Source organism: Kosakonia sp. H02, assembly GCA_030704225.1.
Classification (GTDB): Bacteria; Pseudomonadota; Gammaproteobacteria; order Enterobacterales; family Enterobacteriaceae; genus Kosakonia.
The window spans coordinates 304840-329014 of the sequence record CP131915.1; the positions used below are offsets into that span (position 1 = coordinate 304840).

A 24175-nucleotide genomic window follows, 5' to 3' on the forward strand; every position below is an offset into this window, starting at 1 on the left:
TGCCCCATGAACCCTGACGACAAATCCCTGTTCCTTGACGCCATGGAGGATGTCCAACCCCTGAAGCGCAGTGCCGATGTGCACTGGCATCCGGGCCACAAACCCCGCACGTTGCAGCGCGTCGATACCCTGCAACTCGATAACTTTTTAACCACGGGCTTCCTCGACATTATTCCCCTTGATACGCCGCTGGAATTCAAGCGCGAAGGGCTGCAAATCGGCGTGCTTGATAAGCTGCGATTGGGTAAATACACCCAGCAGGCGAGCCTGAACCTCCTGCGCCAGCCAGTGGAGCAGTGCCGACAGTTAGTGTTTCGCTTTATGCATCAGTCCCGGCAGGATGGCCTGCGCAATGTGCTGATCATTCACGGCAAAGGGCGCGAGGACAATTCGCACGCCAATATTGTGCGCAGTTACCTGGCGCGCTGGTTGCCGGAATTTGAGGATGTGCAGGCCTTTTGTTCCGCCTTACCGCACCACGGCGGCAGCGGTGCCTGCTATGTTGCTCTGCGCAAATCCGAGCAGGCAAAGCACGAGAACTGGGAGCGGCACGCCAAGCGCAGCCGCTAACCGGCAAGGGGAACATCATCCAGGCGGGTGGTCCAGGCGGGCGAGAGCAGGGAGCGCTTCATCGTCCAGCCTGGCGTTACCCCCTGGCCCGCAAACCATAATTTGTTTCCTTTCTTGTTCAGCGTGTCCATCACTTTCATTAGCGATTCGCTATTTCCGCGTGGAGAAAATTCATCAAATAAATTAAGTTGTGCGACGCCTTTGCTGTAAAAATCGCCCAGCATGACGCCCGCTTTTTGATATCGCGGACCTTGCTTCCAGATAATATCCAGGCTACGCGTAGCGGCAGCAATAATATCGCGTGTGTCATGGGTTGGAGTAAGTAAATATATTCCTGCATTGTTGCTGTAATAAGGTTCATCATCATCGTGGGGGCTGCTCTTAATAAAGGCCCCGACATAGCGGCAATATTGATGCTCGGTGCGTAATTTCTCAGCAGCCCTTGCCGCCCAGGTGCAAATCCCTTCGCGCACTGAGGCGTAATCGCTGATGCGCTGACCAAAGGAGCGGGAACTGATGATTTCGTTCCTGGCCGGGGCAAATTCAGAAAAACCCAGGCAGGGTTCACCGCGCAGCTCGCGTACCGTCCGCTCCAGCACCACGCTGAAGTTTTTACGGATAAACCACAGATCGCTCTGCGCCAGCTTGAGTACGGTATCAATCCCCATTGCGCTCAACCTTTTGCTCAGCCGATGGCCAATTCCCCACACGTCATCCACCGGCAGGGCAGCCATCAGCCTGAGTTGGCTCGCCTGGCGCGACAAATCCACCACGCCACGCGAGTGAACGGGCCACTTCTTGGCGGCGTGGTTCGCCAGTTTCGCCAGCGTCTTGGTCGGGGCGATACCCACCCCAACGGTAAGCATGGTGCGCTGGTAAATGGCGCTGCGAATGGTGTGTCCAAACGCTTTAAGGTGTGGAATGCCGGTCAAATCAACAAATGCTTCATCAATGCTGTACATGTCCACGCCCGGACACATCTCTTCCAGCAGGGTCATTACCCGGTGGCTCATATCGCCATACAACGCGTAGTTGCTGCTGAACACCGCCACGCCGTGACGCTGCATGAGCTCTTTTTGTTTGAAATAAGGTTCCGCCATCGTGATGCCGAGCGCTTTCGCTTCCGGCGAACGCGAAATCACGCAGCCGTCATTATTGGATAACACTACCACCGGCTTGCCGGTTAAATCCGGCCGCCAGACGGTTTCGCAACTGGTATAAAAAGAGTTCACATCAACGAGGGCGTACATGATGGCGGGCCGGCATCGTAATAATGGTAGTCACGACGCCCACAATATGTGCGCCTTCCTCTTCATTGATTTTCACCACCGGGTAAGCGGGGTTATCCGCCACCAGCTGTGGGTAAGGGCGCATACGCAGGCGCTTAACCGTAAAGCCGCTTAGCAGCCTGGCAACGACAATATCGCCATCGCCGGGTTGCAGGCTGGTATCCACCAACAGCAACGACCCAGGCAGGATCGCCGCTTCGCACATGGCATCGCTCGATGCCCGCATCACATAGGTGGCTGACGGGTGGGCGATCAAGCTTCTGACCAGGTCGATCGCATCTTCGATATAATCCGCAGCCGGGCTGGGAAAGGCGCTGGTAGTCATAATGTGTCTGAATCTTTTATTATTACTGTATATAAATACAGTATCGTTGTTCGCACAGAATGATCAAGTCCTGAACGTCAGGATCATTGAAAGATCCTGAGATAAGGAGAAATTTTTTGCTTGTAGCCTATCCGCTTGTCGCTGTAAGACGGGGGACGGAAAGGAAAACAGAGGCCACAACCTGGCCTCTGTAACGTTTTGGATAGGCGGTGTTAGCGGATATTGCGCGATGCGTCTGCTTGTGCTTTCAACTTTTCCAGAAAATCCAGAAGCTCCTGGATACTCATCAAAACAGGGAGATCGTTATCTTTATCAAGCCAGTACCGTTCTTCTTGTGAGTCGATCCATTCGACTTCAGTCACAACACCAAGCGATATGACGCTCTGTACCCAGGAATAATCACCATTCAAAATAGGCAAGTTCTCACAAACAAACTCTTTGATGCTAAGGACTTTTTCAATTTTCTCCTGCATCAGCTTATTCCGTTTTTCAATGACGGAAGGCTTGCCTATTATCCAGTCAAGTGGCCTTTCTGATGTACGGCAGTCGCACAGCACTAAGTTATTACCGATACGTATTGCCAGATCGGTCTCACGATATTTTTCATCGGGACGGCGCAGGAAGCGTACCGGAAGTAAGTCATAACCTTGCTGTTCGATCTCAGTGCGCAGCAGTTCCTCAAAATCCAGGCCTCGCTGTTGGGCATTTTCCCGAATGCCAAAAAAGAGATTGCTGAGGAATGTAAGTATTCCACCTAAATCGATAACCGAGATATCGCCATGATGGAAAATAACAGGGCGGGGGCCGTAAGACCAAAGTGAAAGCCGCTCTTTTTTTTCTTCACTTAATGTAAGGTACTCGCAGATACGTAAAAAATTCGCTGGCGTAACATCATTGATATAGTCCACCTCTGTTGAGGTGAGGCTTAATAATCTTATTAATTCATTGTTTAACTCTTCAGGCGAGCGCGAGGTGGCCGTATAGGCTCGTTGCAGTGTCGACCAGACACGGATGACTTCATCCTGAGCGGGATGGGACGTTTGCCCTCGATATAATATGTGCTGGTATGATAAGGCCTGCAAAAATAATAGTAAGGACCTTAAGGTAAATCCCATTCTCTTAAAAAACGGCTCAATTAAGCTATTGTGCGCATTAATAAAATTATCTGTATTAATGAGCGCAGGAACAAAATTTGTTATCTGATCTTTGAAGGGATTATTTTCACTAATAAACTCCCTGAACGGGTGGCGGTCATAATTATACTGTAAACAAAAGATATAAGATTGCGTACCATCTTTTTTCGTAGCGACAAAACTGGGCAGCCCTTTGGCGGTACTCAGATAGTGTTTGCCCTTATCCAACCGGCGATCGTAACTGAGAATCAGCGCATCCTGTTCTTTTGTTCTGGCTTCACGCCATGCGCCATTTCTATCTACATGTAATGCTACTCCTTTACTGATTGCACGCATTTTTGCCGTCACGCGCCAGTATTCATAAGCATAGCCTTCAAGGATATAGATGCTTTTCTGAATGTCCGGTGAGTACTCTTTTAATACCCATTGTGGTTGGGATTGATATAATTCCCATACTTTTTTAATAGTATCTGGTGTCATTCCACCTTTACTGTGAGCTTCATAAAAATATCCGCCCAGCACCTCTTTTTCTGAAAGGGTGTTTGATAAACAAATATCATCGCCAAAGCTTTTTGCATATTTAAAAAAGGCGGTTTCAAGCACCAGGCGAACAGTGGATATAGTTCCCGCATCACTCTTTTCATATTCTTCAGCAATACTTTGCGGTGCAACACGGCGGTATAAATGGAACCAAAAAAATAGAGAGTGTTTGCTGATAATATCCTTAATTTTTTCTTCAATAATTTCCATTAGTGGGTGAAGTGTATCCCATGCTTCATCACCGGTAAGGAGCGTATCCTGGTCTCTTTTAATTTTTTCTTGATAAGGTGAGATTAATGCTGCTCTGGCCTGATTGGTTTCTTTTTGCATATTCTCCACGTGAGTTTCTGTAACGTGTAAAAAAGTCACGGAGTAATATTCGGGTAGCGTTTGTATGGGGTTTGTATTGGATTTTGCTTTGGTTTTTGATGTTTTCTTTTTTCTTGGTTTACTACTGTTTGGCATTTCGACAGCTCCTTTATCGTTAACGCAAGGTAGATACATCATAAAAATATGTTTTTGCGGCGGGCGACGATTATAGCAAGCCAGGCAATTGATCGATATGCCGAAATAAAGGGGGGATGCGGCATATACTGCACTCTTTAGCTGGCGCAGGCGAGGGGGTAAAGCTTTTACAATCAATGGGTAAGCCACTACACTTAGGGGCAATGTACCCATTGGACGGCCCGCATGACGACACTCAAAAGCAACAACTTCTTCTTTATCGTTTTGTTATTACTGGTAAGTGTGGCGTTTTTCAGCCTTATCCAGCCGTACTACTCCGCCATTATCTGGGCGGTGATCCTGGCGCTGATCTTTTATCCGCTGCGCAAACGTCTGTCTGTGCTATTACGCGGGCGCAACAGCATCGCGTCGCTGATAACCGTGCTGCTGATCTGCGTGCTGGTATTTATCCCGATGATGATTGTGCTTTCATCCCTTGCCGTGGAGATCAACAGCCTCTACCAGCGGCTGCAAACCAATGCCACCGACCTGCCGCAGCTGTTGAGCAACGGAATAGCTCACCTGCCGGAGTGGGCAAAAAACGCGCTGCGTGAGAATGATTTTGACTCGGTAACGTCAATTCGTGAAAAACTCTCCGGCGTGGCGCTGGGCGTCGGGCGCTATCTGGCGGGCAGCGCGTTGCTTATCGGTAAAGGTACGCTCGGGATCACTATCAGCTTCTGTTTGATGGTTTATCTGCTGTTCTTTTTACTGAAAGATGGCGCGTATCTGGTAAGTAAGATCTACGAGGTTATGCCGCTGTCGGCGACCATCAAACGCCGTCTGTTCCTGAAATTTGCCGGGGTCGCACGCGCGACGGTAAAAGGTACGCTGGTGGTGGCGCTGGTGCAGGGCGCCCTGGGCGGCATTGGTTTTTGGTTTGCCGGTTTTAATGGCAGCCTGTTGTGGGCCGCGTTAATGGCATTTCTGTCGCTGATACCCGCTGTCGGCACCGCGATTGTCTGGGTTCCGGCGGTGATTTTCCTCTACTCCACGGGCGAACTGATGACGGCGATACTGCTGACGCTGTTCTTCGTGATCGTGGTGGGGCTGGCAGATAATATTTTGCGCCCGTTGCTGGTGGGCAAAGATACCCGTTTGCCAGATTACCTGGTTCTGCTGACCACACTCGGCGGTTTGCAGTTCTTTGGCATTAACGGTTTTGTGCTGGGGCCGATGATTGCCGCGTTGTTTATCTCCTCATGGAATTTGCTGGCGGAAGCGCGGGCCAATGCGCTTAAGGAACAACAAAAATAGACTGCCGGGCTGGTATTGCTCATTGTCGGTATGCTGTTGATAAAACTCGCATGATGTGACATTGCCCGCGATTGCGGGCAACGAAATTTGCTGGCTGTATTACGCTTAAAGGACAATGACAAACGTTACGGGACACCAGTAAGGGTCGTCGATGCTCAATCCGTTAAGCTGGCGCAATCTCCCCACAGCAAGAACGCTATTTGTGATGGTTTTTTTGGCGGGAATAGGGCTCATTATCTCCGTCGTCGCGCTGCTTTATCTTTCCCTGCATTTAATCAGCACCAAAGCCAATGAAATTGATGAACACCGCACCGCGCTCTCGATCAAGGGCGCTATCCAGACGTCGGTCAACCGCACGCGATCGCTGGTAGAAGATAATGCGGTCTGGGACGAAGCGGCGCGCGTCGCCTATCGCCCGTCGCTGGATACCGACTGGCTGTACAACACCTGGGGCGCGGGTTTCAAAGTGGATAATCTCTATGACGGCACGTTTGTGCTGGATGAGCATTTCGCGGTGCTGTGGGGCGCGTTTCGCAGTGAACCGTTTAACGAGCGTAACCTCGCCTTTTTCGGTGACGGGCTTGCGGCACTCATCCGTAACCATGCGCAGCCGCTCCAGCAAGGAAAAGCGATCGTTGCCGGTATTACCCGCACGCGCCAGGGCGTTGCCTTTGTCAGTATTGGCCTTATTCGCCCGACCACGGGGCAGCTTGAAGGGCACGATAACACCCGCCGCTATCTGGTGATCACCCGCCATCTCAATGCCGGATTGCTGCGCGATCTCGGCAATACCTTTCAAATTCAGCATCTGCGGCTGTCGGGGCAAAAAGGAGGGGAGTCCAGCGTACCGTTGCGCGGCTCGGCGGGGGAATTATTAGGCTATCTGAGCTGGTCGCCGCATTTGCCAGGCGCTGAGGCGGCAGACGCGGCGGCGGACACGATTCGCCAGATTGCCATGCTGGCTTCCGGCTTGATCTTGCTGTTTATCGTGCTCAGCAGCGCGGGGCTTTACAAGCTGGCGAAAGGGGAAAAAATGGCGCGCGACATTGCCCTGACCGACTGGCTAAGCCGTTTACCTAACCGGCGCGCGTTGATTGAACAATTAGCGCAGTGGAGCGCGTCAGGCAGGGCGGATCTGATAAGCGTGGTGTTTATCGATCTCGATGGGTTTAAAGACGTCAATGATATTTATGGTCATGACGTTGGCGATCGGCTGATTGTGACTATTGCGCAAACCCTGCGCGATAAAGTCCCCACCGACGGGATGCTGGCGCGCATGGGTGGCGATGAATTTGCCATGACCCTGAGCGGGCCGTGGTCGGTGGAAAAAGCCGCCGATTTCGCGAAAAGCGTGTTGCACTATTTCCAGGCGCCGGTGCGCATCGGCAAACGCACCCTCCATATTAGCGCCAGCATTGGTATTGCCAGTGGCTCGCTGGTGGAGTGCTCCAGCTCCGAGTTATTTCGCCGCGCCGATATCGCCATGTATCACTCGAAAATGCGCGGCAAAGCGCGCATGACCCACTACGATGCTGCGCTAAATAGCGTTCGTGAGCGGCAATTGCGGATCGAAAATGATATCCGCGAAGGGCTGGAGCGTAAGGAGTTTGATGTCTGGTATCAACCGATTGTCGATGCCCGCACGCAGATAATGACAGGCGTCGAGGCGCTGGCGCGCTGGCCGCGTCGCCCGGACGGGGAACTGAAACCGGACGAGTTTATCCCCATCGCCGAAACCAGCGGGCTTATCTACGCGCTGGGGCAATTTGTCTTGCGTCGCGCCTGTAGCGATTTGCAGCAAATAGACAACCTTAAACTGTCGGTGAACATTTCACCGGCGCAGTTTCGCGATCCGGAATTTGAAGACAAAGTCGCAAGGGTACTGGAAACCTGCCTTTTCCCGCCGCACCGCTTACAACTGGAAGTGACGGAAACCTACGTGCTGGAAAACCCGGAGCGAGCGCGTGCGGCCATCGCCAACTTAAAAGCGCTGGGCACGGCGGTCGCGCTGGATGATTTTGGTACCGGCTATTCGAGTATTGGTTATCTGCGGCGCTTTAATTTCGACACCATCAAAATCGACAAATCGCTGGCCGGGCTGGTGGATGAGGATGAACAGGCATCGGCGCTGGTGAGCGGCACCATTCGCATTGCCAGTGCGCTGGGTATGCAGGTGGTGGCCGAAGGGGTGGAAAATGAGCAGCAGATGAAGCTGTTACAACAGGCCGGTTGCGACCATTTGCAGGGCTACTACTTTAGCCCGCCGATGCCGCTGAACACAATTTTGCAATTACCGATTCGCCGCCAGGGTTAAGTTATTCGTCAGGCTCTTGCGCCAGCGCTTCCAGTTTGTCACGAAAACCGGTCACGGCAATCGCGCGGTTATCAGCGCGCCAGCGGTCTTTCGCTGCCGGGGCCGAACTTTGCACCGCAATCAGTTGCCAACCCGCATCGGTTTCTAACATCAGCGGCGAGCCACTGTCGCCAGGCAGGGTATCGCACTGGTGCGACAGGACGCTGTTTTGCGCCCAGCCGGTGACAATGCAATCCTGGTGGCTGAACAAGCTATCAAGATGATCTTCCGGGTAGCCCGCCTGCGTCACTTTCCGATTGGCGGCCTTCAGCGCCGCGGTGAGTTCGTCTTTATCGCCGGTAAAAATCGGCAGCGGCGTAATGCCGGACGGCGGATAACGCAGAACGATCAGACCAAAATCCCAGGAGGCGGCAGAAGAGGGAACAATCCAGCCGTCGCCGTCGGGCTTTAGTCGATGGCCCAGCGAGGCGTCAACACGACCTTCAATACCGTGAATTTCATAGCGCCAGCTCCCTTTTTGCGACACAAAACGCAGCGCGATGGCTTTATCGGCTTTGCCGCCCGGCGGGGTTAACAGGCAGTGTCCGGCGGTTAAGGCGAGGTGCGGGGAAATCAGTGTTGCGGTGCACAGGTTGCCGCTGGCGGTTTCCAGTTGGCCGATAGCGTCCCACGGCGCTCTTGTCGGCGTAGCCACGCGTACGCGGTCATCATGACCAAAAAAAAGCGTTTTCACATCGCGGGCGCTTACCGCGTCATCATCGCCATCGTCAGCATACCCAACAGCGGAAAACAAAAGCAGCGGTCCCAGCAACAGCACAACAGTTTTTCGCATATCACACTCGGGTGGGGGAATTATGATTATTAAACGTAAGCCCAGGTTATTAAATATAGACGGGACGCGAAGAAAGTGAGAATAAAATCAGCGTGCTACATCAGTAAAGGTAGAAACGGAGGGCGATAAGTGCACAGAGGATTAGCATCATCAGAATCACTTCAAAACGATAACGTCGCAGCATCATCTGGCCTCCAGAGAAAAACGGCGCTTCACCCGAAGGGTTCAGCGCCGAACTTTATCACGGCGTTCTGACAACGAACGCCGGTTACAGACACGTGACTTATGCAGCCGGTTGAGCAGCCGGTTTGGTCGCCGTGTGTTTAACGTGTTTTTTGTGTTTTTTCGCAGCCTGAGCTTTCTGCTCTACAGCCGGTTTAGCGGCGGCTTTTTTGTGGTGTTTTTTCATTTTTGCAGCCTGAGCTTTCTGTTCAGCCGCTTTTTTGTGTTTTTTGTGTACTTTTTTCGCCGGAGCCGCTTTGGTAGCCGTTGCAGCCGGAGCAGCGGTAGTTGCCGCAGGTGCAGCAGCCGGAGCCTGAGAGGTGGCAGCGGTATCAGCAGCAAATGCAACAGAAGACAGACCCATAGCAGCGGCAACAACCAGAGCTAATACTTTTTTCATTCCGATATCCTCGAATTGGTTTCTTCATTCAACCCCACTGCGGGGCCGTTGAAAGCACTATATCCCTGTAAAAAAAGCGTTTCCGTGAGTGATTGGTATCGGCGTGTAACGGAATGTACAAAGGTGAGGTAATGCGCCGGAAACGGATTCCGGCGCGGGTTTGTCACAGATAGCGACGGGTAAGGTGCTGGCGGAAATAGTCGGCGTTCAACGCTTCGCCGGTGGCATTGGCAATTAACTGCGCGGTGCTAAAGCGGCTGCCGTGCTGCCAGATATTCTGCCGCAGCCAGTCGAACAGGGCGGTGAAATCCCCGTCGGCGATCGACGCATCAAGATCCGGTAAGGCGACGCGCGCGGCGTGGAAAAGTTGCGCAGCGTACATCGCGCCGAGGGTGTAAGAAGGGAAGTAACCAAAGCCGCCATCGGTCCAGTGAATGTCCTGCATACAGCCATTGCGGTAATTGCCTTCGGTAGAGAGCCCCAGCCAGGCCTGCATTTTTTCATTCCACAGCGCCGGAATGTCATCCACTTCAATCTCGCCGTCGATCAGTGCGCGCTCAATTTCATAGCGCAGGATGACATGTGCCGGGTAGCTCACTTCGTCAGCATCAACGCGGATATACCCTGGTTTTACGCGCTGGTTCCAGGCGATAAAGTTGCTCTCTTCAAATGCCGGTTGCATACCAAAACGCGCAACGATTGCTGGTTGCAGGCGGCGCAGGAAGGCATCGCTGCGCCCAAGCTGCATTTCAAAGAACAGACTCTGGGATTCATGAATGGCGGTAGAACGCGCCAGCGCGATCGGCTGCCCCGGCCAGTTACGCGGCAGGTTTTGCTCGTAGCGGGCATGACCGGTTTCATGCACCACGCCGAACAACGCGCTTAACAGTTCGTTTTCGTCGTAACGGGTGGTGATGCGCACATCTTCCGGCACGCCACCGCAGAAAGGATGGGCGCTGACATCCAGTCGACCGCCGTTAAAGTCAAAACCCAATACCTGCATGGCTTGTAGCCCCAACTCGCGTTGGGCGGCGATGGGGAAAGGGCCTTGTGGTGCAATAAGCGCCTCCTGCTTTGCCACCGCCTGATTTAGCAGATCCGGCAGCCAGGATTTTACGTCGCCAAACAGTTCATCGAGGCGGGCGCTGGTCATATCCGGCTCGAATTTATCGAGCAGCGCATCGTAAGGTGAACAGCCTTTCGCCGCCGCGCGCAGTTTTGCCTCTTCGCGGGCAAGTTTGACCACCTCTTTCAGATTGGCGGAGAAGCCTGCCCAGTCATTCGCCGGACGCTGGGTGCGCCAGGCGTGTTCGCATTTGCTGCCCGCCAGCGACTGAGCTTCCACTAACGCTTCCGGCAGCAGCGCAGCTTCCTCATAATGGCGCTGCATTTCACGCAGGTTGGCTTGCTCAATGTCATTCAGATCTTCTTGCTGTGCGCCCGCAATCCACTGGCCTACCTGTTTATCGGTCAAAATTTGATGGCGCAGCACACTCAGTTCTGCCAGCGCTTCACCGCGCGCGGCGCTGCCGCCCGGCGGCATCATGGCGAACATATCCCAACTGGCAATGGCGGCAAGGTGCGAAAAGCGCGACAGGCGCAGAAACGTGCGGGTGAGGTGGTGGTAGTTTTGCGTATCCATAATGCCTCTGATTTTGTAGCGTTTTATTAACATCACCGCTTAAAAATAGTAGCTCTGCGGTTTAGCTGAAAATCTGTACCATAATAAAAAACAAATTCACATAACCAATAACCACACAGCACAGCAAAAAACCATGAATCCTTTCGTTTGGGTGATCTTTGGTCTGATGGCGCTAGACGCCGTGCGGGAATTACTGGGTGCGGCCTCCGTTTTAGCGCTCTTTTAACCCAGACCCGCATAACGCCAATAAAAAAGCCCCGCAGATGCAGGGCATTATCTTCTTATCGCGCACGCATTAATGCAGGCGCGCGTGTAGCCTGCTGCCCACTAAAACCGCAATCACCAGCATCGCTGCAATAAACCCACCGACACCGTTCCAGCCGTAGCTGTGCCAGAACACGCCGCCTAGTGTCCCGGCAACGCTCGACCCCAGATAATAGCTGAACAGATAAAGTGAAGAAGCCTGGCCTTTGGCACGCTTAGCGCGCGGGCCAATCCAGCTACTGGCAACGGAGTGCGCGGCAAAGAATCCGGCGGTAAACAGCAACATGCCAGCGAAAATAAGCCACAGGGAAGAGAGCAGCGTCAGCAATAAGCCCAGCAGCATCATGCTGGTGGAACCAATCATTACCGGGCCGCGCCCGTATTTGCTGGTCATCGCGCCTGCTTTGGGTGAACTCCAGGTGCCGGTTAAATAGGCCAGCGACAGCAAACCAACCACCGCCTGGCTCAGCATCCACGGGGATTGCATCAGGCGATAACCAATATAGTTAAACAGCGTCACGAACGAACCCATCAGCAAGAAGCCTTCCAGGAACAGCAACGGCAGGCCTTTGTCGCGCCAGTGCAGGCGGAAATTGATAAACATCGTTTTCGGGCGCAGCGCGGTCGGGCGGAAATGGCGCGATTCCGGCAGGATTTTCCAGAACATCAGCGCCGAAGCCAGCGCAAAGCAACCAATCACCGCCAGCGCGATACGCCAGTTGAAAAAATCGGTAAACACGCCGCTGAGCAAGCGCCCGCTCATACCGCCGATGGAGTTGCCGCTGATATACAAGCCCATCGAGAAGGCGACAAAACTCGGGTGGATCTCTTCGCTTAAATAGGTCATCCCGACTGCCGCCACGCCGCTCAGTGATAATCCCATCAGTGCACGCATCACCAGAATGCCGTGCCAGCTGGTCATCATCGTCGACAATAATGTGCAGCAGGAGGCCAGTAGCAGCGCGGTGACCATCACTTTTTTGCGCCCGATGGCATCGGAGAGTGGCCCGGTAAACAGCAGACCAATCGCCAGCATCGCGGTGGAAATAGAGAGAGAAATACTGCTGCTCGCCGGGGAAACGCCGAACTCATGGGAGAGCACCGGCAAAATCGGCTGGACGCAATAGAGCAGGGCGAACGTCGCCAACCCGGCGGAAAAAAGCGCCAGCGTGACGCGCATAAATTGGGGTGTACCACGCTTAATAAATTGTCCCGGCATAGCGACTGGTTTTTCGTTGACCACGCTTGCCGGCTCGATGTCAACGGTTGTTGTACGACTCACTTGAGATCCTTACGTTACCTGCCCGTCGTTTCGGTGACGGACTTACCACGCCGTAAGGGTATGAAAGGCGAAATATTCTGTCTAATATATTAATAATCTCAAATAATACTTTATAGATATGATATGAATATCGAACTGCGCCATTTGCGCTACTTTATTGCCGTTGCCGAAGAACTCCATTTTGGACACGCCGCCGCGCGGCTGAATATTTCGCAGCCGCCCCTGAGCCAGCAAATACAGATCCTCGAACAGCAGGTCGGCGCGCGTTTGCTGGCCCGCACTAACCGTAGCGTTTCTCTGACGCCCGCCGGCAAACAATTTCTTGCTGACAGCCGACAGGTCTTAAGCCTGGTGGATGACGCCGCGGCCCGCGCCGTTCGGCTTCATCAAGGGGAAACCGGCGAGCTGCGCATTGGCTTTACCTCCTCCGCGCCTTTTATCAAGGCGGTGTCCGACACGCTCTCCTCGTTTCGCCAGCGTTATCCCGATGTGCATATCCAGACGCGGGAGATCAATACCCGCGAGCAGATTGCGCCGCTTAACGAAGGCGCGCTGGATCTGGGGTTGATGCGCAACACGCCGCTGCCCGACACGCTGGCATGGGAAGTTATTCTGCGCGAACCGCTGCTGGCGATGATCCATCAACACCACCCGCTGGCGGCGCGTTCCGCCGTGTCGCTGGTAGAGCTGGCGCAGGAGCCGTTTGTTTTCTTTGATCCCCATGTCGGCACCGGCCTGTATGACGAAATTCTTGGCTTAATGCGCCGCTACCAGTTATCGCCGACTATCACCCAGGAAGTGGGCGAGGCGATGACGATTATCGGGCTGGTGGCGGCAGGCCTCGGCGTGTCGATTCTTCCGGCCTCCTTTCACCGCGTGCAGCTAAATGAAATGCGCTGGATACCGATAATCGAACCGGAAGCCGTATCTGAAATGTGGCTGGTGTGGTCGAAACATCATGAACAGGGAATGGCGGCCGCTCGTTTTAAAGAGCAGTTACTGGATGCCGCAGGCGGGTGAATTTTGCGCATAAGTCATTGCAAAATGTGCGGTAAATCACAAGCCGGGGTAAATATTTGACGACGGCAAGGAAGTGTTTCACCATAGCCGAACGTTTATTTCGAAGCGCGAAAATAAGGGAGACAGAGGTGGTTGCTGATAGTCAGCCTGGGCATATTGATCAAATAAAGCAAACCAACGCAGGGGCGGTGTATCGTCTTATTGATCAGCTTGGCCCGGTATCGCGCATCGACCTGTCCCGCCTGGCACAACTGGCTCCGGCAAGCATCACCAAGATCGTGCGCGAAATGCTGGAAGCCCATCTGGTGCAGGAAACGGAAATTCAGGATCCGGGTAGCCGTGGCCGCCCGGCCGTTGGGCTGGTGGTGGAAACCGAAGCCTGGCACTATCTCTCGCTGCGCATCAGTCGGGAGGAAATCTTTCTCTCCCTGCGCGATCTGAGCAGCAAACTGGTGGTGGAAGACCGCCTTGAACTGCCGCTAACCGACCCGCAGCCGCTGCTTGAGCGCATCATTGATCATATTGACCGTTTTTTTACCCGTCACCAGAACAAACTCGAACGCCTGACCGCCATTGCGATTACGCTGCCCGGCATCATTGATACCGAAAATGGCATTATCCACCGCATGCCATTTTATGAAGATGTGAAAGATATGCCGCTGGGTGAAGCGCTGGAAAAGCACACCGGCGTGCCGGTTTACGTGCAGCACGACATTAGCGCCTGGACGATGGCCGAAGCGCTGTTTGGCGCATCGCGCGGCGCGCGGGATGTGATTCAGGTGGTGATTGACCATAACGTCGGCGCGGGCGTCATCACCGATGGGCGCTTATTGCACGCGGGCAGCAGCAGCCTGGTGGAGATTGGTCATACACAGGTGGATCCGTACGGTAAGCGCTGTTATTGCGGTAACCACGGCTGCCTGGAGACGATTGCAAGCGTTGAGAGTGTGCTGGAGCTGGCGCAATTGCGCATGAGCCAGTCGATGAGTTCGATGCTGCATCAACAACCGCTGACGGTGGAGTGGCTCTGCCAGGCGGCGCAGCAGGGCGATCTGCTGGCGAAAGATATTATCAGTGGCGTCGGGGCAAATGTCGGGCGCATCCTGGCAATCATGGTGAATTTGTTCAACCCGCAAAAAATATTGATTGGCTCCCCGCTCAGCAGCGCGGCGGACGTGCTTTTTCCTGCCATTAGTGACTGTATTCGCCAGCAGGCATTACCCGCCTACAGTAAGCATATTTCCGTTGAGAGTACGCAGTTCACTAATCAGGGAACGATGGCGGGTGCCGCGCTAGTAAAAGACGCGATGTATAACGGATCTTTGCTTATCCGTTTGTTGCAGGGTTAACATTTTTACACTGTCACCATAAAAATTGCGCTATCTCAAACTGACCACTCATCACTTCCCGTAGACTTTCTGCACTAAATTATTTTCCTGGTTTATATTTTCGTTGCTTAACGGTGGAGTTATATATGCTTAAGCGTTTCTTTGTAACGGGTACAGACACTTCTGTCGGGAAGACAGTGGCGTCCCGCGCGCTCCTTCAGGCGCTGGCTGCCAGCGGTAAAACGGTGGCAGGTTATAAGCCTGTTGCAAAAGGGAGTAAAGCGACGCCGGAAGGGCTGCGTAATAAAGACGCGCTGGTGCTGCAAAGCGTTTCCTCGCTTGATTTGCCTTACAAAGCCATCAATCCCATCGCATTAAGTGAAGACGAGAGCAGCGTCGCGCACAGTTGTCCTATCAATTACACTTTACTTTCCAACGGTCTGGCCTCGCTCTGCGAGCAGGTTGATCATGTGGTGGTGGAAGGAACCGGCGGCTGGCGCAGCCTGATGAACGATTTACGTCCGCTTTCCGAATGGGTCGTGCAGGAACAGATGGCGGTGCTGATGGTGGTGGGGATCCAGGAAGGGTGCCTCAACCATGCGCTGCTGACCGCGCAGGCGATAGCCAGTGACGGCCTGCCGCTGATTGGTTGGGTGGCAAACCGCATCAATCCCGGCCTTGCGCACTATGCCGAAATCATCAACGTATTGAGCAAAAAGCTGCCCGCACCGCTGATTGGCGAACTGCCGTACCTGCCACGCCCGGAACAGCGCGATTTAGCGCAATACATTAATCTGCAAATGGCAACCGGTATGTTAGTCGCCGACCGCGTACTGGCCTGACATTCTCTTTGCAGACCGGATAAGGCGCAGCCACCATCCGGCCTGCATGGCATTAACTCTCGCTATGAATATTCAGCACCCGGCGTGTTTTGCCGGAGCTTAAATATTCCGCAATATAATCCTGCGAAATCTCGCCGTTATAACGACCCTCTTCATCGACGATCGGCATCCAGCTGGTGTTGCTTTCATAAAGTCGCGAAAGCACCACGCGCAGGTTGTCTTCGGCTTTGCCGGTAATACGGAACGGGTGCAGCAAGCCGGCGCAATCGCCAGCGGCGTTTTTCGCTTCACGACGTTTAACAAAGCCCAACGGTTTGCCCGCGCTATCCACCACTGTCACCGCGCGCATATCGTTATCATCCATTAACGCATAGGCTTCGGCCGCAGCAGTCGATTCGCGCACAGTAATGGTTGGCTGTTGATCGGTCACGTCACCAGCGGAAACCAGCAACAGGCGTTTCAATGTGCGGTCCTGGCCGACAAAGGAGCCGACAAATTCATTCGCCGGTTTCGCCAGCAGCTCATCAGGGCTGGCGCACTGAACGATGCGCCCCTGGCGGAACACCGCGATGCGATCGCCAAGCTTCAGCGCTTCGTCAATATCGTGGCTCACCAGCATCACCGTCTTTTTCAGCTTACGCTGCATCTCGAGGAACTGGTTCTGAATAACTTCACGGTTGATCGGGTCGACTGCGCCGAACGGTTCATCCATCAGCAATACCGGCGGATCCGCTGCCAGCGCGCGGATCACACCAATACGCTGCTGCTGGCCGCCGGACATCTCACGCGGATAGCGATGCAGGAATTTTTTCGCATCCATCGCCACCATCTCCATCAACTCTTCGGCGCGGCTTTTACAGCGTGCTTTATCCCAGCCCAGCATGCGCGGCACCACGGTAATGTTCTCTTCAATGGTCATATTGGGAAACAGACCGATTTGCTGAATGACATAACCGATATTGCGACGCAGAGTCACGGTATCCATCTCGTTGGTGTCTTTGCCGTTGATTAAAATCGTGCCGCTGCTTGGCGCAATCAGGCGGTTAATCATCTTAAGCGTCGTGGTTTTGCCACAGCCGGACGGGCCGAGCAGGACGCACATTTCACCTTCCGGCACAGTCAGATTGACATTGTCGACGGCTTTAAAGGTCTGGCCGTTTTTCTGTGTAAATTGTTTGGTCAGATTTTCCAGTGTAATCATTATCGAATCCCCTTCGGCGTCAGCACAATTTGTAAGCGGTGCAATAACCAGTCGAGCACAATAGCCAGCAAGCAAATCATCAACGCCCCGGCAATTAACATACGGATGTCGCTGCCGCCGATGCCGTTCAGCAACAGCAGCCCCAGGCCGCCTGCGCCGATCACGGCGGCAATCGCCATCACGCCAATATTCATCACTACTGCGGTACGAATACCGCCAAAAATCACCGGCAGCGCCATCGGGATCTCCACCCAGCGCAGGCGTTGCCAGAAGGTCATGCCGATGCCACGACCCGCTTCACGCAGACCGGGCGGCAAGTTGTCCAGCGCGGTATGGGTGTTACGCACAATCGGCAGCAGCGAGTAGAGAAACACCGCCGTGATGGCGGGCAGGGCACCAATACCGTGGCCGACCAGCGAAAACAGCGGGATCATTAGCCCGAACAGGGCAATCGACGGGATAGTCAGCACTAATGTCGCCAGGCTCAACACCGGTGTCGCCAGCCATTTATGGCGAACAATTAAAATGCCCAGCGGTACGCCAATAACAATCGCCAGCCCGACCGCCAGCAGCACCAGCCACAGGTGCTGGAAGGTGAGGCTCGCCAGATAGCCCGCGTTTTCCATCATGTAATGAATCGTGTCCATAGGCTCTCCTTACAGCAACCCTTTCTCACGCAGAAAGTCGCGGGCGACCTGCTGCGGCGTCTGGTGATCGATATCGACTTTGGCGTTAAGGGAAATAATCACCTCGTTATTCAACTGCCCGGTAAGCGTATTCAGCGCCTCTTCTAAACCCGGATTGGCCTCCAGCGTATCTTTACGCACCACTGGCGTTACCGCGTAGCTCGGGAAAAAGCCTTTATCATCTTCCAGGGTTTTCAAATCGAACCCTTTCAGGCGGCCATCGGTGGTGTATACCAGCCCGGCATCGACAAAGCCGTCGCGAATGGCGTTATAGACCAGTCCGGGGTCCATCTGACGAATTTGCGGGCGATCCAGCTCCATACCGTAGGCTTGCTGCAACGGCTTCATGCCGTCGCTGCGCCCGGCAAACTCCAGATCCAGCCCCAGCAGCCAGTTGTTTTTCGGGTCGGTTTTGCGGATCTGTTCAATCTTCGCCACCATTTGCGACATGGTGGTGATATGTTCCGCTTCGGCACGTTTGCGCTGCATGGCGAACGCGTAAGTGTTGTTCATGTCCGCCGGTTTCAGCCATATCAAACCGTGTTTCGCATCGAGGCGTTTCACCGTCTCGTAAGACTCTTCCGGCGTCATGCGTTTATTAATGTGGTTAAAAATAATCAGTGATGTACCGGTGTACTCCCATGTCATATCAATCTGTTTATTGATCATCGCATTGCGGGAGATAACCGTGGCGATATTGGTTTGCGGCTGGACCTGAAACCCTCTCTTTTGCAGATACTGCACCGTCAGGGCGGAAAGAATGTGTTGCTCGGTAAAACTCTTGGTCGCCAGGATCAGCGGCGCGGCGTGGGCGCTGGCGGAAAACAGCGCCGCAGCGGCAAGGCAGCCCAGCAGTTGGGTGAGTCGTTTCATTGCGTTCCCTCGTATTGTTATCAGGCCGTGTGCGGGCTCAGGAAGCGGCCCAGCGCCGCCAGCAAAGTGTCGAGGATCAGGGCGAACAGCGCCGTGGCGGCCGCGCCTAAAATCAACGTCGGGAAGTCGTTCAAATAGATGCCAGGGAAAATCAGTTCGCCGTAGCTGCTGGCTCCAATCAGGAACGCCAGCGGCGCGGTACCGACATTAATCGCCGTTGCAATACGTACGCCGGAGAGAATAACCGGTAACGCATTGGGGATTTCTACCTGGCGCAGACGCTGCCATTTGGTCATGCCGATGCCGTTCGCCGCCTCCATAAGCGACGAGGGAACCGAGCAAAGTCCGGCATACGTGTTACGCACGATGGGCAGCAGCGAGGCGAGGAACAGCGCGATAATCGCTGGCGTATCGCCGATACCGATAACCACCATCGCCAGCGCCAGTACCGCCAGCGGTGGCAGCGTGTTACCGACGTTAAAGATTTGCATCACGTATTCCGCGACGCCGCGCGCAGCGGGGCGGCTCAGGGCGATACCGCTCGGGATCCCCACCAGCAGAGCAAAGAACATGGAGCTGAACACCAGAATCAGGTGCTGTTGCCCGAGATAAACCAAATCGACCTGGCGAGCTTTGATCGTCTCCAGGCCAACGCCCCAGGTAATTAATGCCAGAACAACGACAATCCCGGCGATAAATAACAGTGCGCGGGTAAGCATGGATGTGTGCATTGCAGTGTGTCTCCCTGTTTGCATGCGTTATGGCAACGAAGCGTTGCGTGTTGTTATGCCATGTTCGGCAGGGTGGATTGAGCTATAGCAAGCGCCCGGGAAGGATTCCAGTTTAAGGCCGTGTTTTTTAAGCGAAGCGTAAACTGTCTGAAAAGAGGTAACCCTTATGGCGTAACGGCTGTCAGGAAAATGTAAAGAATTGTCTTAAAAGAGAAGATGTGAAGTGACACCGTCACTAATAAAATTGCGCAGATAAATTATCCCGGCGCGTTTCGCCGGGAAAAGGGGTTAACGAAACAGCGGTTTTTGTGCCACGGGAATCAACAGATGGGATTGCCATTGCGCCAGCGTAAGCTGAGTCAGCCCGGCCAGTGCCTGCCAGAAAGGGTGCTGCGCATTATCGCGCAGTTCACTGAGAAAACGGCCAGACCACGGCAGCAAATGCCAGGCCAGCAGTTGATCGCAGGCCTGTGTATTGCCTTGCTCCGCCAACCAGGCTGCCAGCAGCAGCAGGGTGCCGATGTGATCTTCCGGCTCGTTTTGCCGGGTTTCAAACGCGATATTGTTATCGCGCATCCACTGGCGTAGCGCCAGGGTCGAATCGCCAAACAATACGCTTTCTTTATCCAGCCAGACCGACCCCCACGGCGGTGCGGGCAATGCCCACGGGCCAATAAACAGGCGTTGCCAGGCATTTTTTAGCGGCTCATCGCTATGCGCCGCAAAACTCTTAGCCAGGGGTGCCAGGTCGTTTTGCGCCAGCGGCCAGTGTTCCATCCACTCATTTTGCGTAAATGCGGCCACCAGCGGCGCGCACGTCTCGCTATCCGGCGGATAGTAAAACAGCGCACCCAGTACGCGGGCGGTAAAAATAAAGGATTCGCGGGTTTGTACAGTCATGGTTTATCCCGAAAAATTGCCGGAGGGGGGCAAAGCCATCCTCCGGCAAACAACATCATTAAGCAACGGCGACGCCAACAGTCATATGCAGCCCATAAAACAGGCCGCGTCCAATCAACTCCCCGGCGGTCACCAGCACGACGCCCGCCAGCAGGCTGGTTATCTGCGGTTGCCTGCGCATCACCAGCGGGCAGATCCAGCAGCCCAGACCGAGCGCCACCAGCACCAGACGTACAACCTGCAACAGGCCGTAATCCGGTACTAATGCCACTGCCTGTTGCACTGAGCTATGGGTTTCGCCAAGCTGCATGCTTTGCAACATCACCACTGCAATACTCGCCACCAGCGCGGCAATGCTGATCGCCGCAAAGCGGGACGCCGGAAAGCGCATTCCGGCCAGGCGCAGCAGCAGCGCCGCCAGCAACGGCCCGCCCGTCAGCATGGTCAGGAAGAACGCGGCAGTGGTATAGCCGTTATGCCAGGTTGGCACGGTATCAATCTGATAAACCCGCGTCATCGCCCAGACAAACAGCACGCCGAGCACCATGCTGACAATCAGCCAGGTGCGGCCCAGCGCGGCAGGCATTTTGCCGAGCCAGCTCAGCAGCCACCAGAAGCCACCGACGGCGAAAAACAGCGAACCGGCGGCGATTTCGTTACTCAGCGATGATGCACCGATGCGGTTAAGGGAGTTAAACGCACGCAGCGGCGAGCCGAGGTGCATCATCGAGGCGATAAAGCCAATGCCCATCAGCACCCAGAGGAAAAACTGGCTGCGGACAATGCGCACCTGACCCACGCGATCGTCCTGGCTGGTCATCCACACCAGGCCAGTAACAATCAATCCGCCCGCCACGCACTGGCCGAGCACCGTAAACAGAACCAGCGGCCATTCATGCCATCCGTTTCCCATGTCACACCTCCTGAGGATTTGCCAGGTAGCCGGTGGTATCTCCCGTCGGGCGGCTATTGGCGTTGGGTTTGATGACAATATTCGGCTTGGTAAAGTGCGCCGCCGGGAAGGGCGCAACAGCAGCAAGCGTGCCGTGTTTTTTACGCAACTCCTCGATCGGGCCAAAGTCCAGCGCGCGCAGCGGGCAGGACTCGACGCAGATCGGTTTTTTACCGTCCGCGACGCGATCGTGGCAGCCGTCGCACTTGGTCATATGGCCTTTTGCCGCATTGTATTGCGGCGCGCCGTACGGGCAGGCCATATGGCAGTAGCGACAGCCGATGCAGACATCTTCGTCCACCACTACAAAGCCGTCTTCGCGCTTATGCATGGCGCCACTCGGACATACTTTGGTGCAGGCCGGATCTTCGCAATGGTTACAGGAGATGGAGAGATAGTAGGCAAAGACGTTCTGATGCCAGATGCCGTTATCTTCCTGCCAGTTGCCTCCGGCGTATTCGTACACGCGGCGGAAACTGACATCCGGGGATAAGTCTTTGTAATCTTTACAGGCCAGTTCGCAGGTTTTACAACCGGTGCACCGGGCGGAATCAATAAAAAATCCATACTGGGTTGTCATCGGTTACTCCTCAAACCTTTTGAATATCGACCAGGTTGGTGTGCTGCGGATTACCTTTCGCCAGCGGCGAAGGACGGTGCGTGGTCAGCGTATTCATACAGCCGCCATGATCGACGCGATCGCCGTCCATATTGGCCTGATGCCACGCTCCCTGACCCATGGCGCTGACGCCCGGCATAATGCGCGGCGTCACTTTGGCCGCAATGCGCACTTCGCCGCGATCGTTGAACACGCGCACCATATCGCCGTGGGCGATACCGCGCCGCTCGGCATCAATCGGGTTGATCCACACTTCCTGACGGCAAGCCTCTTTCAGCACATCAATGTTGCCGTAGCTGGAGTGCGTGCGGGCTTTATAGTGAAAACCGAAAAGTTGCAGCGGGAATTTCTCGCGCGCCGGATCGTCCCAGCCTTCAAAGGTGGAGGCATACACCGGTAGCGGGCTTATCACTTCGTCTTTTTGCAGCTCCCAGGTGCTGGCAATGTTCGCCAGTTTGCTGGAGTAAACCTCAATTTTGCCGGACGGCGTTTTCAGCGGGTTGGCTTCGGGGTCGTCGCGGAATTTTTTATAGGCGACAAAATGGCCGTTCGGATCTTTGCGCTTATAAATGCCCATCGCTTTCAGCTCTTCATAGGAGGGCAGTTGCGGATCTTTGTCCACCATTTTGGCGTACAGATACTTCAGCCACTCTTCTTGCGTGCGGCCTTCGGTGAACTGCTGATAAATATCCGGCCCGAGGCGGCGGGCGATTTCGCTGGTTATCCAGTAAATGCCTTTACGCTCGAATTTCGGTGCCGTTACCGGCTGGAGGAAAATCAGGTAGCCCATGTTCCCGGCATAATCGTTCGGAATGATGTCTTCCTGTTCGACGGTCATCAAATCCGGCAGCAGAATGTCGGCATACATCGCTGAAGAGGTCATGAAATTCTCAATCACCACAATCATTTCGCACTTGCTGTCATCTTGCAGAACGTCATGGGTGTGGTTGATATCGCCATGCTGGTTGGTAATGGTGTTACCGGCATAGTTCCAGATGAACTTAATGGGCACATCGAGCTTATCTTTGCCGCGTACACCATCGCGCGTTGCGGTCATTTCCGGGCCGTGGTCAATGGCATCCGTCCAGGTGAAACAGGAGATGGACGTTTTCACCGGGTTCGCCGGCATCGGCATACGTTCAATGGTGATGGTGTAAGTGGATTCACGCGCGCCGCTGTTGCCGCCGTTAATGCCAACGTTGCCCGTGAGGATTGGCAGCATAGCAATGGCGCGGGAGGTCAGCTCGCCGTTTGCCTGGCGTTGCGGCCCCCAGCCCTGGCAGATATAAGCTGGTTTGGCAGTGCCAATTTCACGCGCCAGTTTGATGATCTTATCGGCGGGAATCCCGGTGATGTGCGACGCCCACTGCGGTGTTTTCGCAATGCCGTCATCGCCCTGGCCGAGAATATACGCTTTGTAGTGACCGTTGGCGGGCGCATCGGCGGGCAGAGTTTTTTCATCGTAGCCGACGCAATATTTATCGAGGAATGGCTGGTCAACGAGATTTTCGTTGATCAGGACCCAGGCCATACCGGCGACTAATGCGGCATCAGTGCCGGGACGAATCGGCACCCATTCATCTTCACGCCCGGCGGCGGTGTCGGTATAACGCGGGTCAATGACAATCATCCGTGCATTGGAGCGCTCGCGCGCCTGTTCCAGAAAATAAGTGATGCCGCCGCCGCTCATGCGGGTTTCCGCCGGGTTATTACCGAACATCACCACCAGTTTGGTGTTTTCGATATCCGAGGTGCTGTTGCCTTCGTTGGAGCCATAGGTGTAGGGCATGGCGCAGGCGATTTGTGCGGTGCTGTATGTGCCGTACTGATTGAGAAAGCCGCCGTACATCGCCATCAGGCGGGCGATGATAGAGGCGGAAGGGGAAGAGCGGGTAATGTTGCCGCCGACAATGCCGGATGAGTAGTTAATGTAAACCGCTTCGTTACCGTATTTTTGCACCACGCCTTTCAGGCTGTTGGCAATGGTATCGAGAGCTTCATCCCAGGTGATGCGCTCAAACTTGCCTTCGCCGCGTTTACCCACGCGTTTCATCGGGTAGTTAAGGCGATCCGGGTGATTGATGCGTCGGCGAATAGAGCGCCCGCGCAAACAGGCGCGAACCTGGTGATTGCCGTAAATATCCTCGCCAGTGTTGTCGGTTTCTACCCAGTAGACTTCGTCGTCGCGCACATGCAAACGCAATGCGCAGCGGCTACCACAGTTTACCGAACAGGCTCCCCACACCACTTTATCCGGCGCGGGCTGCATCGCCTGTTGTACTGCGGCAGCGGCGGAGCGCATGCCAAACGGGAGAGAAAAACTGCCTGCTGCCAGCGCCAGCGACCCTAACGCGGTGGATTTCACCAGCGTTCGGCGGCTGATCCCTCCGCTGTGTTCTGCTTCGGACATAGCTCACTCCATTATTATTTATAATTAAAAAATCTTACC

The 24175-nt window shown here is 54.4% G+C and carries 22 protein-coding genes; 7 read left to right on the top strand and 15 right to left on the bottom strand.

What is annotated here, in order from left to right; all coding sequences use genetic code 11:
* Positions 1–6 precede the first annotated feature (6 nt).
* The gene (smrA, locus tag Q5705_01540; GenBank protein ID WLI77273.1) at positions 7–570 is read left to right on the top strand and encodes a DNA endonuclease SmrA; all 564 of its coding nucleotides are present in this window, start codon (positions 7–9) and stop codon (positions 568–570) included.
* Here the strand turns inward: smrA and umuC are convergent.
* The 3 genes from umuC to Q5705_01555 form a co-directional block, all read right to left on the bottom strand.
* The gene (gene umuC / locus Q5705_01545) at positions 567–1820 is read right to left on the bottom strand and encodes a translesion error-prone DNA polymerase V subunit UmuC (GenBank protein WLI77274.1); all 1254 of its coding nucleotides are present in this window, start codon (positions 1818–1820) and stop codon (positions 567–569) included. The genes smrA and umuC overlap by 4 nt on opposite strands.
* The gene (umuD, locus tag Q5705_01550; GenBank protein ID WLI77275.1) at positions 1804–2184 is read right to left on the bottom strand and encodes a translesion error-prone DNA polymerase V autoproteolytic subunit; all 381 of its coding nucleotides are present in this window, start codon (positions 2182–2184) and stop codon (positions 1804–1806) included. The genes umuC and umuD overlap by 17 nt, the downstream gene beginning before the upstream one ends.
* A gap of 212 nt (positions 2185–2396) precedes the next feature.
* A complete protein-coding gene (locus tag Q5705_01555) occupies positions 2397–4535 on the bottom strand; it encodes a hypothetical protein (protein WLI77276.1) in 2139 nt (712 codons plus the stop codon).
* A gap of 12 nt (positions 4536–4547) precedes the next feature.
* On the opposite strand from Q5705_01555, the gene Q5705_01560 reads away from it, so the two are divergent.
* On the top strand, positions 4548–5618 hold the full coding sequence (locus tag Q5705_01560) for an AI-2E family transporter (protein WLI77277.1): 1071 nt from the start codon (positions 4548–4550) through the stop codon (positions 5616–5618).
* Between the two features lie 151 nt (positions 5619–5769).
* Positions 5770–7932 carry a bifunctional diguanylate cyclase/phosphodiesterase gene (locus Q5705_01565; protein WLI77278.1) on the top strand — a complete coding sequence of 721 codons (2163 nt, stop codon included), beginning with the start codon at positions 5770–5772 and terminating at the stop codon, positions 7930–7932.
* Between the two features lies 1 nt (position 7933).
* Here the strand turns inward: Q5705_01565 and Q5705_01570 are convergent, their stop codons facing one another.
* The 3 genes from Q5705_01570 to Q5705_01580 form a co-directional block, all read right to left on the bottom strand.
* Positions 7934–8764 (bottom strand): serine protease, encoded by an 831-nt coding sequence (locus Q5705_01570; GenBank protein WLI77279.1) that lies wholly within the window; start codon positions 8762–8764, stop codon positions 7934–7936.
* A 283-nt stretch (positions 8765–9047) separates the two neighbouring features.
* The gene (gene asr, locus Q5705_01575) at positions 9048–9386 is read right to left on the bottom strand and encodes an acid resistance repetitive basic protein Asr (GenBank protein ID WLI77280.1); all 339 of its coding nucleotides are present in this window, start codon (positions 9384–9386) and stop codon (positions 9048–9050) included.
* A gap of 163 nt (positions 9387–9549) precedes the next feature.
* A complete protein-coding gene (locus tag Q5705_01580; GenBank protein WLI77281.1) occupies positions 9550–11028 on the bottom strand; it encodes a carboxypeptidase M32 in 1479 nt (492 codons plus the stop codon).
* 133 nt (positions 11029–11161) lie between these two features.
* Between Q5705_01580 and Q5705_01585 the strand changes: the two genes are divergently transcribed.
* Positions 11162–11254, top strand: coding sequence for a KPN_01571 family protein (locus Q5705_01585; GenBank protein ID WLI77282.1), 93 nt, complete (start codon positions 11162–11164; stop codon positions 11252–11254).
* Positions 11255–11323: 69 nt separating this feature from the next.
* On the opposite strand, the gene Q5705_01590 is transcribed toward Q5705_01585, so the two are convergent.
* A complete protein-coding gene (locus Q5705_01590; protein ID WLI77283.1) occupies positions 11324–12574 on the bottom strand; it encodes an MFS transporter in 1251 nt (416 codons plus the stop codon).
* Positions 12575–12697: 123 nt separating this feature from the next.
* Between Q5705_01590 and Q5705_01595 the strand changes: the two genes are divergently transcribed.
* The 3 genes from Q5705_01595 to bioD all read left to right on the top strand — a co-directional run bounded on the left by Q5705_01595 (position 12698) and on the right by bioD (position 15764).
* Positions 12698–13594: a LysR family transcriptional regulator gene (locus Q5705_01595; GenBank protein ID WLI77284.1), complete on the top strand. Its 897-nt coding sequence runs from the start codon at positions 12698–12700 to the stop codon at positions 13592–13594.
* A 128-nt stretch (positions 13595–13722) separates the two neighbouring features.
* Positions 13723–14943 carry a sugar metabolism global transcriptional regulator Mlc gene (gene mlc / locus Q5705_01600; protein WLI77285.1) on the top strand — a complete coding sequence of 407 codons (1221 nt, stop codon included), beginning with the start codon at positions 13723–13725 and terminating at the stop codon, positions 14941–14943.
* Positions 14944–15068: 125 nt separating this feature from the next.
* A complete protein-coding gene (bioD, locus tag Q5705_01605; protein ID WLI77286.1) occupies positions 15069–15764 on the top strand; it encodes a dethiobiotin synthase in 696 nt (231 codons plus the stop codon).
* 52 nt (positions 15765–15816) lie between these two features.
* Here the strand turns inward: bioD and osmV are convergent, their stop codons facing one another.
* The 8 genes from osmV to ynfE form a co-directional block, all read right to left on the bottom strand.
* Positions 15817–16965: an osmoprotectant ABC transporter ATP-binding protein OsmV gene (osmV, locus tag Q5705_01610; GenBank protein WLI77287.1), complete on the bottom strand. Its 1149-nt coding sequence runs from the start codon at positions 16963–16965 to the stop codon at positions 15817–15819.
* A complete protein-coding gene (gene osmW, locus Q5705_01615) occupies positions 16965–17612 on the bottom strand; it encodes an osmoprotectant ABC transporter permease OsmW (GenBank protein WLI77288.1) in 648 nt (215 codons plus the stop codon). The genes osmV and osmW overlap by 1 nt, the downstream gene beginning before the upstream one ends.
* A gap of 9 nt (positions 17613–17621) precedes the next feature.
* A complete protein-coding gene (gene osmX / locus Q5705_01620; GenBank protein WLI77289.1) occupies positions 17622–18524 on the bottom strand; it encodes an osmoprotectant ABC transporter substrate-binding protein OsmX in 903 nt (300 codons plus the stop codon).
* A 20-nt stretch (positions 18525–18544) separates the two neighbouring features.
* Positions 18545–19255, bottom strand: a complete 711-nt coding sequence (osmY, locus tag Q5705_01625) for an osmoprotectant ABC transporter permease OsmY (protein ID WLI77290.1) — start codon at positions 19253–19255, stop codon at positions 18545–18547.
* A gap of 288 nt (positions 19256–19543) precedes the next feature.
* Positions 19544–20155: a Tat proofreading chaperone DmsD gene (dmsD, locus tag Q5705_01630; GenBank protein WLI77291.1), complete on the bottom strand. Its 612-nt coding sequence runs from the start codon at positions 20153–20155 to the stop codon at positions 19544–19546.
* Positions 20156–20213: 58 nt separating this feature from the next.
* A complete protein-coding gene (locus tag Q5705_01635; GenBank protein WLI77292.1) occupies positions 20214–21068 on the bottom strand; it encodes a dimethyl sulfoxide reductase anchor subunit family protein in 855 nt (284 codons plus the stop codon).
* 1 nt (position 21069) lies between these two features.
* The gene (locus Q5705_01640; GenBank protein ID WLI77293.1) at positions 21070–21687 is read right to left on the bottom strand and encodes a DMSO/selenate family reductase complex B subunit; all 618 of its coding nucleotides are present in this window, start codon (positions 21685–21687) and stop codon (positions 21070–21072) included.
* Positions 21688–21697: 10 nt separating this feature from the next.
* Complete coding sequence (gene ynfE / locus Q5705_01645) at positions 21698–24136, bottom strand: selenate/tellurate reductase subunit YnfE (GenBank protein WLI77294.1); 2439 nt, start codon at positions 24134–24136, stop codon at positions 21698–21700.
* Between the last annotated feature and the right edge of the window lie 39 nt (positions 24137–24175).

Coding starts and splice junctions, on each gene's coding strand:
- smrA (WLI77273.1), top strand. CDS start 7: ATGAACCCTGACGACAAATCCCTGTTCCTTGACGCCATGGAGGATGTC.
- umuC (WLI77274.1), bottom strand. CDS start 1,820: ATGTACGCCCTCGTTGATGTGAACTCTTTTTATACCAGTTGCGAAACC.
- umuD (WLI77275.1), bottom strand. CDS start 2,184: ATGACTACCAGCGCCTTTCCCAGCCCGGCTGCGGATTATATCGAAGAT.
- Q5705_01555 (WLI77276.1), bottom strand. CDS start 4,535: ATGGGTACATTGCCCCTAAGTGTAGTGGCTTACCCATTGATTGTAAAA.
- Q5705_01560 (WLI77277.1), top strand. CDS start 4,548: ATGACGACACTCAAAAGCAACAACTTCTTCTTTATCGTTTTGTTATTA.
- Q5705_01565 (WLI77278.1), top strand. CDS start 5,770: ATGCTCAATCCGTTAAGCTGGCGCAATCTCCCCACAGCAAGAACGCTA.
- Q5705_01570 (WLI77279.1), bottom strand. CDS start 8,764: ATGCGAAAAACTGTTGTGCTGTTGCTGGGACCGCTGCTTTTGTTTTCC.
- asr (WLI77280.1), bottom strand. CDS start 9,386: ATGAAAAAAGTATTAGCTCTGGTTGTTGCCGCTGCTATGGGTCTGTCT.
- Q5705_01580 (WLI77281.1), bottom strand. CDS start 11,028: ATGGATACGCAAAACTACCACCACCTCACCCGCACGTTTCTGCGCCTG.
- Q5705_01585 (WLI77282.1), top strand. CDS start 11,162: ATGAATCCTTTCGTTTGGGTGATCTTTGGTCTGATGGCGCTAGACGCC.
- Q5705_01595 (WLI77284.1), top strand. CDS start 12,698: ATGAATATCGAACTGCGCCATTTGCGCTACTTTATTGCCGTTGCCGAA.
- bioD (WLI77286.1), top strand. CDS start 15,069: ATGCTTAAGCGTTTCTTTGTAACGGGTACAGACACTTCTGTCGGGAAG.
- osmV (WLI77287.1), bottom strand. CDS start 16,965: ATGATTACACTGGAAAATCTGACCAAACAATTTACACAGAAAAACGGC.
- osmW (WLI77288.1), bottom strand. CDS start 17,612: ATGGACACGATTCATTACATGATGGAAAACGCGGGCTATCTGGCGAGC.
- osmX (WLI77289.1), bottom strand. CDS start 18,524: ATGAAACGACTCACCCAACTGCTGGGCTGCCTTGCCGCTGCGGCGCTG.
- osmY (WLI77290.1), bottom strand. CDS start 19,255: ATGCACACATCCATGCTTACCCGCGCACTGTTATTTATCGCCGGGATT.
- dmsD (WLI77291.1), bottom strand. CDS start 20,155: ATGACTGTACAAACCCGCGAATCCTTTATTTTTACCGCCCGCGTACTG.
- Q5705_01635 (WLI77292.1), bottom strand. CDS start 21,068: ATGGGAAACGGATGGCATGAATGGCCGCTGGTTCTGTTTACGGTGCTC.
- Q5705_01640 (WLI77293.1), bottom strand. CDS start 21,687: ATGACAACCCAGTATGGATTTTTTATTGATTCCGCCCGGTGCACCGGT.
- ynfE (WLI77294.1), bottom strand. CDS start 24,136: ATGTCCGAAGCAGAACACAGCGGAGGGATCAGCCGCCGAACGCTGGTG.